The sequence below is a fragment of the Klebsiella sp. BIGb0399 genome (assembly GCF_003752615.1).
Classification (GTDB): Bacteria; Pseudomonadota; Gammaproteobacteria; order Enterobacterales; family Enterobacteriaceae; genus Klebsiella; species Klebsiella lignicola.
Genome location: NZ_RKHT01000008.1, coordinates 93,263 through 104,765, shown reverse-complemented (window position 1 = coordinate 104,765; position 11,503 = coordinate 93,263). Strand labels below are relative to the sequence as shown.

Below are 11,503 nucleotides of genomic sequence, written 5' to 3'. Positions count from 1 at the left end.
GCGCAGCGCCACCGGGGAGAGGCCGCCCCCAGGGCCGAAAAAATCAGTGGGTATCGACTTCGATGCGCAAGCTGTCGTGACGCCAGTACTCGATATCGTAATCAAGAATGCGCCCGTGCTGATCGTAGTTGAGGCGGCGCAGCAACAGCGCCGGACGCCCTTCCATCACCCCCAGCACCTGCGCGGCCTGCGGCGGCATTGAGGTGGGATAGAACGACAGATGCATGCTGGTATATATCAGGTCGTAATGAGTCTGATAAATCTCGGTCAGGCTGCCGTTCAGGTCGTGACGCAGCAGCTCCGGCACGCGCGCCGGCAGACAGTGGTTTTCGCTGTAGCAGATCGCCCGCCCGTCGGCGTAGCGCAGGCGCGTCAGCAGGTACACCTGATCGAACGGCTGTAGCGCCAGCGGTGCCATCACATCCAGCGGCACCGCCGCGAGCCGGCCATTCAGCAGCACCGTTTTCGGCTCCCGCCCCTGCTCCAGACACAGCTTGTGGAAGTTGGTATTTTGCGTCGGGTCCAACCACAGGCGCTCCGGCGTCACAAACCAGCCGCGGCGATCGGCACGATAAATCACGCCGCTGGCCTCCAGCTGCGCCAGGCTCTCACGCACCGTAATCCGCGTGGTGTTGAACAGGCTGCACAGTTCGCGTTCTGACGGCAGTTTGTCACCGCTTTTCAACGCGCCGTTTTCGATACGAGCCTGCAATTGCGCCTTAATCAACAGGTATTGCGGCGTCTCGCCAGAGGGTGATTTCATGATGTCTCGCACACAGATTGGATAGCGCCATTATACCCATGGAGATGAATTTTTTGTTGCAGCGCGATCTTTTCTTTGACCTTTTGCCGCCATTATCACCATTATAAAACCAATCTGGTATAGACCAAAATGGTGAGACAAATGACGTCACGTAATTACCTGCTGCTGACCCCTGGCCCGTTAACCACCTCCCGCACGGTGAAAGAGGCGATGCTCTTCGATAGCTGCACCTGGGATGATGACTACAACCTCGGGGTGGTACAGACCATTCGCCAGCAGCTGGTTCAGCTGGCAACGCCTGCGGAAGGCTACACCTCGGTGCTGCTGCAGGGCAGCGGCAGCTACGCGGTGGAGGCGGTGCTCGGCAGCGCGATCGGCGCGCAGGGCAAAGTGCTGATCGTCAGCAACGGCGCCTACGGTGCGCGGATGATTGAAATGGCACAGCGGATGGGCGTCGCCTGTCAGCCGTACGATTGCGGCGAAGTGACCCGCCCGGACGTGGCGGAGATCGAAAAGATCCTGCAGGCGGACCCGGCGATCGGCCATATTGCGATGGTCCATTGCGAAACCACCACCGGGATGCTCAACCCGATTGCAGAGGTGGCAGAGCTGGCGCAGCGCTACGGTAAACGCTATATCGTCGATGCGATGAGCAGCTTCGGCGGCATTCCTCTGGACGTCGCCGCGCTGAATATCGACTACCTGATAAGCTCCGCCAACAAGTGCATTCAGGGGGTGCCGGGGTTCGCATTCGTGATTGCACGGGAAAGCGAACTGGCAGCTTGCGAGGGTCGCTCGCGCTCGCTGTCGCTGGATCTGTATGCCCAGTGGCGCTGCATGGAAGACCATCATGGCAAGTGGCGCTTCACCTCCCCGACCCATACCGTGCTGGCCTTTGCCCAGGCGCTGAAAGAGCTGGCCGCAGAGGGAGGCGTGAGCGCCCGCCATCAGCGCTACAGCACCAACCAACGTCGGCTGGTGGCCGGCATGCGCGCCTTAGGTTTCCAGCCGCTGTTGGAAGACAGCCTGCATTCGCCGATCATCACCGCCTTTTACTCGCCGAAGGCGCCGCAGTACCGCTTTGAACACTTCTATCAGCAGCTTAAGGCTCAGGGCTTCGTGATCTATCCGGGGAAAGTCTCGCAAAGCGACTGCTTCCGCATCGGCAATATCGGCGAAGTCTACGACGCTGACATCATCGCCCTGCTGACCGCCATCGATAACGCCATGTACTGGAAACACTGAGGAACCGCCATGAACCGTATTACCGCACTGATTCTTGACTGGGCCGGCACCACCGTGGATTTCGGCTCCTTCGCGCCAACCCAGATTTTTGTCGAAGCCTTCCGCAAGGCGTTTGACGTCGAGATAACGCTGGCGGAAGCCCGCGTTCCGATGGGGCTCGGCAAGTGGCAACACATTGAAGCGCTGGGGCAGCTACCCTCGGTGGATGCCCGCTGGCAGGCGAAATTTGGCCGCGCGATGAGCGCCGACGATATTGACGCGATCTACGCCGCGTTCATGCCGCTGCAGATTGCCAAAGTCGTCGATTTTTCTGCACCCATCGCCGGCGTTGTCGACACCATTGCCGCCTGTCGCGCCGACGGCCTGAAAATTGGCTCCTGCTCCGGCTACCCGCGCGCGGTCATGGAGAAGCTGATCCCCGCCGCCGCTGCCCAGGGCTACGCCCCGGACCATTGGGTGGCTACCGATGACCTGGCCGCTGGCGGGCGTCCCGGCCCGTGGATGGCGCTGCAAAACGTCATTGCCCTCGGCATTGATGCCGTCGCGCACTGCGTGAAGGTCGATGATGCCGTTCCGGGTATTACCGAAGGGCTGAACGCCGGGATGTGGAGCGTCGGGCTGGCGGTGTCCGGCAACGAATTTGGCGCGACCTGGGAGGAATATCAGCAGATGACGACAGAAGCGATCGCCACCCGTCGTGAACAGGCGGCTGAAAAACTGTATGCCGCCGGGGCGCATTATGTGGTCGATACCCTGGCCGATTTGCCGGGCGTCATTGCCGACATCAACGCCCGTCTGGCAAGAGGTGAGCGCCCGTAGTCCTGGCTCGCGTGCCCCCGGCAGCGGCCGCAACGCCGTGCCCGGGCGGCACGTTACACCCGGACTTTGGTGGCGACCAGCAGCCCGGTCAGCAGCATCAAGGCCCCGGAGATGACCAGCGGCGACAGCAGACCGAGATGGTCCAGCGCCACGCCGCCCACCGCCGCGCCACAGGTGTTTGCCAGCTGGATCACCGCCACCTGAATCGACCCGGCTTTTTCCGCCTGATCGGCAAGAGAGCGGGTGATCCACGTTGACCAGCCCACCGGAATCAACGCGAAGGCGAGACCCCAGATAATCGCCACCGTCGAGGCCACGATTTTGCTTTCCCCCCACAGCACCAGCACCGCCGCGCTGACCGCCAGCACCACCGGCGCAATCGCCAGCGCCGCTTTGACCGAACGCTTGAGCAGCACGGAGGAGAGCGAGGTCCCGACGAAGCTGGCGATGCCGAAGCTCAGCAGTACCAGCGTCAGGCCAGAGACATCAAAGCCGGCGAGGTTCATAAACACCGGGCGGATATAGGTAAAGAAGGAAAACTGCCCGGCAAAGGCCATAAAGATGGCGCACATGCCGGCCATCACGCCGGGGCGCTTCAACAAGCCAAACATGTTTTGCTGTTGTGACGGGGATTCGCCCGGCAGTGAAGGCAGCGCCTTGATCACCCAAATCGTACACACCACGCCCATCACCGCCGCAGCGTTAAAGACGTTACGCCAGCCGATAATCCCGCCGAGGAAGCTGCCCAGCGGCGCGGCGATCACCAGCGCAATCGACACCGCGCCAAAGATAATCGACAGCGCTTTCGGCACCACCCGCATTGGCACAAGGCGCATCGTCAGCGAAGCCGACATCGCCCAGAAGCCGCCCAGCGCCAGCCCCAGACAGGCGCGGCCCAGCAGCAGCAAGGTGAAGCTGTTGGCGAAGGAGACCAGCAGGCACGAGAGGGTCAGCAGTACGGAAAACAGAATCACCACGTAACGACGGTCGGTGCTGCGGATAATCGAGGTAATAAACAGGCTGGAAAACATCGCCACAAAGGCGGTCGTGGTGACCGACTGCCCGGCGACGCCTTCAGAGATACCTAAATCCTGAGCCATCGGCGTGAGCAGGCTAACCGGTAGAAACTCCACGGTAATCAGGCAGGCCACGCAGAAGGCCACCGCGAATACCGCCGACCAGTTCGGTCGCGCAGTCTGGTGAGCATGTGGCGTGGAGGCATTTGAAGACGTCATGGGTTACCTGCATGGTTGGAGAGCGGAAAAGCTGCGCAGTGTAACATTTTGTGTGTGACTAATTTAACAATTCAATCACGAGAAGCTTGATTATTGCCGGTAAAACGGCTGGCAAGCCGGTCAGACAAGGCTTGCCAGCGCACAGAATGCTAAATTAGCCGCGCTGTGCGTTTTTGGCCGCCGTAGCCAGGCCGCAAATCCACTCCTGATGGCCGTTGATCATCGGGTTCGGCAGCGTCTGCGCCAGCGCCTGTGCCGGAGCCCCTTTCTGTGACTCCTGGGTCAGGATGCGCACGCGGCCGCCGGGCAAATCTTCGAACAGCCAGGCGTGGATCACGTCCAGCCGCGTGGTTGCATCCCCTTCAGCCCAACCGTGCCACGCGACGCGCGCCGCCTGTCCGGCCACCGGTGGAACATATTCGGTTACCTGCGCTTCGATCGGGAAGCCGAAGGTTGAGAAACGGAAGCGGGCGTTGGCGCTCAGCGTCGGGCCGCTGCCGTCATGAAAACGGATATCGGCCACGTTGCTGTAGTAGGTGGGCCATAAGGTAGTGTCATCGAGCTGCGCCCAGATTTCCGCCGCGGTCAGGCCGCTGACGATGATTTCATTGGAGGCAAAGTTATCGGTTGTCCCCGGCAGGTAATCTTCCGGCCAGACGATGGCGCTTTGGTGCATTGACTGTTTCATAAGAGACCTCGTAACGGTGAGATTTAACGAGGTCAATCATCTGCCGGGAGGTGATATAAATCTAATCATCATCATTGATGATGATTATCACAGGTGGTGATATCAGTGCAGCCAGTGGACACCATCTTGCGGTAAAAACAAGGCGTTATAGCGCTGTTGCAGCAGGACTATATCGCTCAGTTCCGGGTCCAGCTCGCGTAAAAACCCTTGGGCCAGACGGATCTGGGTGTCGGTGATCGGCGCCGCCAGGCGGGCCTTTTGCATCAGCCGATACCAGTAGTGCAGATTGCGCTCGCTGCCGTCGACGATCCCCACCTGCCAGATCAGCAGGACCTGGGCGGCGTTTTGCAGATGCGCCTCATTGGGGCGTTCAAGATAACGCAGATACTCGTGACCGGCGGCTTTCCCCAGCGCATCGATCATCGATTCCAGTGGCTCCGGGGTAATGCCCAGGCGCTCGCTCAGGCGGCGAATCGCACGGCGTGAATCAGAGGTAAGTACCCGAAAACCGACAACAAATACGACCACCAGCGTGGCCAATCCTATCCAGACCATTCATCCTCTCATTCTCTATCCGTCATACTTCACGCTGCAGATGCGTTGGCTACGCGCGTTCACCCCGGCCAGACGTTATCTCTGCCTCAGGGGAGCCGCTCCCTTGCCGCTTTCCTGTAACCTGAATGAGTGAGGGTATCCCGCATCCTCACTATCATAATGGGAATTTGCGCGCTGTCGACTCCCCGGCGTACCATAATGTGACTTATCGTCGCTGCGGATAGACATCATGAAATCTGATATCAGAAACCTCGATCTGAATCTGCTGAAAACGCTGGATGCGCTGCTCGATGAACGCAGCGTGACCCGGGCGGCGGCGCGGCTTTCGCTGACCCAGCCGGCGGTCAGCGGCATGCTGACGCGCCTGCGGAACGCCTTTAACGACCCGCTGTTTGTCCGCGCCCCGCACGGCATGGTGCCGACCCTGCGCGCGCAGGCGCTGGCGTTGCCGGTGAAGCAACTGCTGGCGGATGCCGACGCGCTGCTGCAGCCGGCCACTTTCGATCCGCAACGGGCCGAATTAACCTGGACGATAGCCGCCACCGATTACGCGCTGAAAGCGGTGATCGTGCCGTTTATCGCCGCGCTAAAGCCCCTGGCGCCGGGTATCCGGGTGCGCATTATCCCGGAATCGCCGCAAACCCTGTTCAGCCAAACCGAACGCGGGGATGTTGATATTGCCCTGCTGACGCCCCGCTCCACGCCGCCCGAACTTCACAGCCGGGCGCTGTATCAGGAAGAGTACGTGTGTCTGATGCGCGCGGACCATCCCCAGGCGGCGGAGCCGTTAACTCTGGATCTGTTCTGTACGCTGGAGCACGTGCTGGTCTCCTGGCAGGGCGATAGCTTTCGCGGTGTGACCGATGAGGCGCTGGCGGCGCTGGGACGGTCGCGGCGGGTAGGGCTGTCGGTCAGCAGTTTTCTGGTGCTGCCGGAGGTGCTGGCGGTCAGCAATATGATTGCGGTAGTGCCGCGTCGGCTGGCGAAAATGGCGAACGGAATGCGCATCGCCCCGCCGCCGCTGGCGATCCCCGGCTTTACCAAAAGCATGGCGTGGCACGAGCGTAGCCACCGCGACCCGGCGCAGCAGTGGCTGCGGGAACTGCTGCACCAGACTGCCCAGTTGGAGAGATAAAAAAAAGCCCGGCGCTAAGGCCGGGCAAGGTTACCAATACGCCATCACTCGGCGGTCTGCAAAATCTGTTTCTTTTTCTCGCGGCGAATTTTACGTTCTTCGAAGACCGCCACGATGGCCATCAGGCAGATACAGCCGATAGCTGCCGCATCCAGCGCCGCAAAGGTGCCGGCCCAGCCGGTCAGGCCGAATACCGGCGTGCCGTCGGCAATCATCCCCAGCCCCAGCTTGGCGAAGCTGTCGCCGATCAGATAGGCAAAGGTGCCTTTGATGCCATCGGCTGCCCCGATCGCTTTTTTCGGCACGAAGCCCACCGCGGCAACCCCGATCAGCAACTGCGGACCGAAGACCAGGAAACCTAAAGCAAACAGCGACATCAGGTAGACGTACTGGTTGCTGGCATGCTGATAGACGCCGAGGGTAGCGATGATTAACGCCAGCGCGACGCAGGCCACCAGCGCTCGACGACCGTTCGCCAGATCCGACAGCCAGCCCCACAGCAGCGTGCCTACCAACGCGCCCACTTCAAACAGGGTAAAGCCCTGAATCGCCACCTCTTTAGACAGCTTCAGCTCCTGGAAGGCATAGACCGTCGACCACTGGTCGATACCGATACGCACCACGTAGAGGAAGATGTTGGAGAAGCACAGCAGCCAGATGACTTTGTTTTTCAGCACGTACTCGACGAAAATCTGCCATTTGGTCATGGCGTTCTCTTCGGTCTCTTTATCTTCTTCGCTGATCTCTTCGCCGAACAGCTCTTCGGCGTTGCCGAGGCCGTAGGATTCCGGGGAGTCGCTACCAAAACGCAGGCCGATAAAGCCGACAACCAGCGCGATAATCGACGGGAAGATGAACATGCCGATGACGTGGCCGTCGAACAGATAGTTCGCCCCGAACAGCGCCACGCCCGCCGCCCCCGCACCGCCGAGGTTGTGCGAGATATTCCAGAAGCCGAGGAACGTCCCGCGCTTGCGGCGTGGGGTCCATTTGGTGATGGTCGAATAGCTACAGGAGCCGCCGGTACTCTGGAAGAAACCGCTCAGCGCGTAGAAGGCGATCATCAGGAACAAGCTGGTGGAGCCAGCCCCCATGCTGGCGCTAAAGCCGAGCATACAGATGGCGGAGAGGATCAGCATAAACGGCAGGAACTGCTTGGTGTTTTTGCCGTCCGCGTAGTAGGAAACCAGCGTTTTCCCCACGCCATAGGTGATCGAGAAACCAAGACCGATCATCCCCAGCTGGGTCATGCTCAACCCGTAGGTGGAGATCATGTCATTCTGAGCAATGTTAAAGTTTTTGCGGATCAGATACATGGTCAGGTAGCCAATAAAGACCACCAGATAGGACTGCATGAACGGTTTGAACCACATCTTGCGCCGCACGTCGAGCGGTAGGTCTAGCGTGGGTTTGCGCACCTGGTTGAGAAAGGCCAGCATGGGTGACTCCTGATTTGAATACCTGCTTGATGGCAGGCATTGTAAAAATCAGCGACGTAACTGGCCTGAGACAGCGTCCAGGCGAAACCGGGAAAATGTCTTAGTTTTGCCCCGAATGGGGCAAAACAGTGAGGTGCATCACGCTTCGTGCGGCGTTCGCGGCGCCTGGGCGTTTAAAAACGGCAGCAGCAGCAGCGCGGAAATCCCGGCGGCAATGGCAATCACCACGAAAAATCCGGTCCAGTGCCAGCGCTCCAGCACCTGCGCCAGCGGCCAGCCAGAGAGCGAGGCGCCGAGGTAGGCAAACAGCCCAACAAACCCGGTGGCCGCCCCGGCCGCCGCTTTGTGGGAACACTCCGCCGCCGCCATGCCAATCAGCATCTGTGGGCCAAACACGAAGAAGCCGGTGGTGAAGAAGCAGGCCGCCTGCATCACGTAGCTGGCGAAGGGCATCAGCCATAAACCGCCGACCGACAGCAAAATCCCGGCGGCAAAAATCAGGTTCATCGGCCCGCGGTTGCCGTTAAACAGCTTATCCGACCCCCAACCGGCGACCAGCGCGCCGATAAATCCGCCCAGTTCGAACATCGTCACCGCCGAGTTGGCGGTCACCAGATCGACGCCGAGCGTCTCCGACATGTAGAGATTGCCCCAGTCGTTAATCGCCGCCCGCACCACATAAACCAGCACGTAGCACAGCGACAGCAGCCAGATGTAGGGGTTCGCCAGCACGTACTTGTAGAGGATCTCTTTGCGCGTCAGCCCCGCCCCTTCCTGCTGCTGGGCAATCTCCAGCTCGTCGTGGCGCCAGTCGCCCACCGCCGGCAGCCCGACAACCTGGGGCCGGTCGCGCAGCCGCCAGCAGAGAAACAGCCCGGCAAGGATTGCCAGCGTACCGGCAATCATCATCCCGGCGCGCCAGCCGTAGTGCAGCGCCGCCGCGCCCACCACCATCGGGATCACTGCCCCGCCGACGTTGTGCGCGGTATTCCACAGCGCCCACCAGCCGCCGCGCTCGGTACGCGAATACCAGGCCGTCAGCAGACGGGCGCACACCGGCGAACCCCAGCCCTGGAAGAAGGCGTTCAGCGCCCACAGCACGGCAAAGGCCCACAGCGAGGTGGAGAAGCCAAACAGGATATTGACCACCCCGGTGGCGACCAGCCCCAGTCCCATAAAATACCGGGCGTTGGAGCGGTCGCTGACGATGCCGGAGAAAAACTTCGACAGCCCGTAGGTGATGTAAAACAACGTCGCCAGCAGGCCGATATCGCTGCGGGTCAGGACGTTGCTGGCGAGAATTTCCGGTACCGCGGCGTTAAAGCTTTTCCGGGTAAAGTAAAACAGGGCATACCCTAACCAGATGGTCAGCAGGATATGACGCCGCCAGTAGCGATAGCGCTCATCCAGCGCCTGTTTATCGGTAATCGGCGCGGCATCGGGTGGGGATTTCAGCAAGTTCAGCATCATCGCGCCTCAGACATAACGTTGCGGTAGGTTGACGCAAACGCGGGTACCGTGGGTGCAGGAAATCGTCAGGGTCCCGCCCAGGGCGGTGACGCGCTCGCGCATACCGGTCAGGCCAAAGCCCGGCTGTCCGCTGCCCGGCGGCAGTCCGCAGCCATCGTCTTCCAGCACCAGCATCAGCCGCCCGTCCTGCTGCCAGCCCTGCAGCGTCACCGCGCTGGCGCTGGCATGTTTGACGATATTATTCAGCCCCTCCTGGCAGACGCGGAACAGGGTGACGCGCTGGTTTTCACTCAGGGCGGACTCATCGATACGCCAGTCGAGATGGCTGACCATACCGCGGTCCTCCAGCTCCATTTCGCGCATCAGCGAGCGCACCGCCTGTTCAAGGGTCAGGTCGTCGAGCTGGCGCGGACGCAGCCGACCCAGCAGGCGGCGCACCGAATCGTAAACCCCTAGCGACAGCTGTTCAATCAGCTGGCCGCTCTGCTGCACGCCGCCGTTGTGCGGCGCCAGGCGTTGCACAATCCCCGCCTGGGTACGGATGGCGGTGATGGTCTGGCCGATATCGTCGTGCAGCTCCCGCGCCACTTCCCGGCGCACGCTCTCTTCGGTCTCCATCAATCGCTCCGCCAGTCGCCGGTTACGCGCCAGCTCGCTTTGCAGCGACTGGTTGAGTTCGCGCAGGCGCTGGATCCCGGCCCCCAGCAGCAGCCCGGTCAGGCTTTGCGCCAGCAGCGAGAGCAGTAAATCCACCGGGTGATCGTGCCAGGTCTGGCTGGCTATCAGGGCGATGGCGTTCATCAGGGCGGCAATCAGCGCCCCCTGCCAGCCGTAATGCCACGCCAGGGCGATAATCGGCAGCGCAAGGCAGAACGGCGTAAAGCGCGACAGTTCAGCGGGCAGGCCCAGCTGGAGCCACAGGCTGATGACAAACAACAGCAGGTAGCCAATCAGGTGGCGGCCGCGCCAGTTGATCGGCTGCGACACCAGCGACGGGCCTAGCGGCTGCCAGACGGTGCTGGTGAGATAGTGCCAGATAACCAGGCAGGTCGGGGCCAGGGTCAGGCCGCCGGTGAGAGTCAGCAGCAGCGCGTTCAACCCGTCGCTTCCTTCGGCGGCCCACGGCAGCGATTGCAGCAACGCGGCGGTAATCAGCGCGGCCCCCTGACGTAACAACGTGAGCCAGTCGCGCTGGTGGCGATAGCGCGAAATCAGCGCCACCGGCAGCAGGGTCAGCACCCCACCGATCATCAAAATTAACGGATGCGCCAGCGCCACTTCCTGCGCCAGCCAGAAGATCAGCAGCCACTCGGCACCCAGCAATACCGGCCAGTAGCCGCGCGGGCACTGCAGCATCAGGCCCAAACGCAGGCCGAAGGGGAACAGCAGCACGGCGAGATCCGCGCGGGCAACCAGGTGCAGGCTGATGCTCCACAGGCAGAACCACGCGGCGGAGAAAATACAGAAGCAGCCGGCCACCGAGAGCAGCCGGGAGAGGAGTGGTTTCATGGCCTGCTACTGCCAGCTGTCGAACATGCGCCGCGCCAGCTCGACATCGTTGCTGACCCCCAGCTTTTCCAGCAGGTTCGCCCGGTGGACGTGCACGGTTTTCGGCGACAGCCCTAGCTCGACGGCGATGGCTTTCACCGCCATCCCCTGGGCCAGCTTTTCCGCCACCTGACGTTCGCGTTTGGTCAGCGGATCCTGGCGGCCCGCGGTCAGCTTCAGCGCAATATCCGGCGTCAGGTAACAGCCGCCGGTCGCCACGGTTCTGACCGCAGCAATCAGCTCATCCGGGCTGCAGCGCTTGGAGAGAAAGCCGCGGGCGCCGGCGTTGAGCGCCTGCTCCACCAGCGCCGGGCTGTCGTGCACCGAGAGCATGATGATCCCCATGCCTTTCGGTAGCTGGCTTAACAGCTCGAGGCCGGAAATATCCGGCATCGAAATATCGCAAATACAGACCTGCACACCCCGTCCGGGCAGCCCCGCCAGCGCCTCACGGCCGGAGCCAAACTCAGCGACAACCTGGAAATCCGCTTCCAGCCCCAGCAGCTGGGCAAAACCGGAGCGGACGATAAGATGATCGTCAATAAGGGCAATGGTGGTCATGATGTATCCTGGCGGGTTAAAAAACGCGCTTACCTTAACGATATA

Annotated in this window: 11 protein-coding genes; 3 read left to right on the top strand and 8 right to left on the bottom strand. The window is 61.3% G+C overall.

From position 1 onward, the window contains the following. Positions 1 to 43 precede the first annotated feature (43 nt). Positions 44 to 763 carry a phosphonate utilization transcriptional regulator PhnR gene (gene phnR, locus EDF82_RS18800; protein WP_123757037.1) on the bottom strand — a complete coding sequence of 240 codons (720 nt, stop codon included), beginning with the start codon at positions 761 to 763 and terminating at the stop codon, positions 44 to 46. Positions 764 to 904: 141 nt separating this feature from the next. Between phnR and phnW the strand changes: the two genes are divergently transcribed. After that, positions 905 to 2,008, top strand: a complete 1,104-nt coding sequence (gene phnW, locus EDF82_RS18795; RefSeq protein ID WP_123757036.1) for a 2-aminoethylphosphonate--pyruvate transaminase — start codon at positions 905 to 907, stop codon at positions 2,006 to 2,008. A gap of 9 nt (positions 2,009 to 2,017) precedes the next feature. Further along, a complete protein-coding gene (gene phnX, locus EDF82_RS18790) occupies positions 2,018 to 2,827 on the top strand; it encodes a phosphonoacetaldehyde hydrolase (protein ID WP_123757035.1) in 810 nt (269 codons plus the stop codon). 53 nt (positions 2,828 to 2,880) lie between these two features. Here phnX and nepI read toward each other — a convergent pair whose 3' ends face one another. The 3 genes from nepI to EDF82_RS18775 all read right to left on the bottom strand — a co-directional run bounded on the left by nepI (position 2,881) and on the right by EDF82_RS18775 (position 5,305). Further along, positions 2,881 to 4,062, bottom strand: coding sequence for a purine ribonucleoside efflux pump NepI (gene nepI / locus EDF82_RS18785; protein ID WP_123757034.1), 1,182 nt, complete (start codon positions 4,060 to 4,062; stop codon positions 2,881 to 2,883). Between the two features lie 154 nt (positions 4,063 to 4,216). Continuing rightward, positions 4,217 to 4,738, bottom strand: a complete 522-nt coding sequence (locus tag EDF82_RS18780) for an SRPBCC domain-containing protein (RefSeq protein WP_187043070.1) — start codon at positions 4,736 to 4,738, stop codon at positions 4,217 to 4,219. 114 nt (positions 4,739 to 4,852) lie between these two features. Next, on the bottom strand, positions 4,853 to 5,305 hold the full coding sequence (locus EDF82_RS18775) for a DUF1198 family protein (protein WP_123757032.1): 453 nt from the start codon (positions 5,303 to 5,305) through the stop codon (positions 4,853 to 4,855). Between the two features lie 229 nt (positions 5,306 to 5,534). On the opposite strand from EDF82_RS18775, the gene EDF82_RS18770 reads away from it, so the two are divergent. After that, positions 5,535 to 6,440 (top strand): LysR family transcriptional regulator, encoded by a 906-nt coding sequence (locus EDF82_RS18770; RefSeq protein WP_123757031.1) that lies wholly within the window; start codon positions 5,535 to 5,537, stop codon positions 6,438 to 6,440. Positions 6,441 to 6,484: 44 nt separating this feature from the next. On the opposite strand, the gene uhpT is transcribed toward EDF82_RS18770, so the two are convergent. The 4 genes from uhpT to uhpA form a co-directional block, all read right to left on the bottom strand. Further along, positions 6,485 to 7,879, bottom strand: a complete 1,395-nt coding sequence (gene uhpT, locus EDF82_RS18765) for a hexose-6-phosphate:phosphate antiporter (RefSeq protein WP_123757030.1) — start codon at positions 7,877 to 7,879, stop codon at positions 6,485 to 6,487. A gap of 138 nt (positions 7,880 to 8,017) precedes the next feature. Further along, on the bottom strand, positions 8,018 to 9,346 hold the full coding sequence (locus EDF82_RS18760; RefSeq protein WP_123757029.1) for an MFS transporter: 1,329 nt from the start codon (positions 9,344 to 9,346) through the stop codon (positions 8,018 to 8,020). 9 nt (positions 9,347 to 9,355) lie between these two features. Further along, positions 9,356 to 10,837, bottom strand: coding sequence for a signal transduction histidine-protein kinase/phosphatase UhpB (gene uhpB, locus EDF82_RS18755; protein WP_174509664.1), 1,482 nt, complete (start codon positions 10,835 to 10,837; stop codon positions 9,356 to 9,358). A 27-nt stretch (positions 10,838 to 10,864) separates the two neighbouring features. Then, a complete protein-coding gene (gene uhpA, locus EDF82_RS18750; protein WP_123757027.1) occupies positions 10,865 to 11,458 on the bottom strand; it encodes a transcriptional regulator UhpA in 594 nt (197 codons plus the stop codon). Between the last annotated feature and the right edge of the window lie 45 nt (positions 11,459 to 11,503).

Bases quoted from the DNA above. Each gene is read 5' to 3' on its own strand.
- phnR (WP_123757037.1), bottom strand. From the start codon at position 763: ATGAAATCACCCTCTGGCGAGACGCCGCAATACCTGTTGATTAAGGCG.
- phnW (WP_123757036.1), top strand. From the start codon at position 905: ATGACGTCACGTAATTACCTGCTGCTGACCCCTGGCCCGTTAACCACC.
- phnX (WP_123757035.1), top strand. From the start codon at position 2,018: ATGAACCGTATTACCGCACTGATTCTTGACTGGGCCGGCACCACCGTG.
- nepI (WP_123757034.1), bottom strand. From the start codon at position 4,062: ATGACGTCTTCAAATGCCTCCACGCCACATGCTCACCAGACTGCGCGA.
- EDF82_RS18780 (WP_187043070.1), bottom strand. From the start codon at position 4,738: ATGCACCAAAGCGCCATCGTCTGGCCGGAAGATTACCTGCCGGGGACA.
- EDF82_RS18775 (WP_123757032.1), bottom strand. From the start codon at position 5,305: ATGGTCTGGATAGGATTGGCCACGCTGGTGGTCGTATTTGTTGTCGGT.
- EDF82_RS18770 (WP_123757031.1), top strand. From the start codon at position 5,535: ATGAAATCTGATATCAGAAACCTCGATCTGAATCTGCTGAAAACGCTG.
- uhpT (WP_123757030.1), bottom strand. From the start codon at position 7,879: ATGCTGGCCTTTCTCAACCAGGTGCGCAAACCCACGCTAGACCTACCG.
- EDF82_RS18760 (WP_123757029.1), bottom strand. From the start codon at position 9,346: ATGCTGAACTTGCTGAAATCCCCACCCGATGCCGCGCCGATTACCGAT.
- uhpA (WP_123757027.1), bottom strand. From the start codon at position 11,458: ATGACCACCATTGCCCTTATTGACGATCATCTTATCGTCCGCTCCGGT.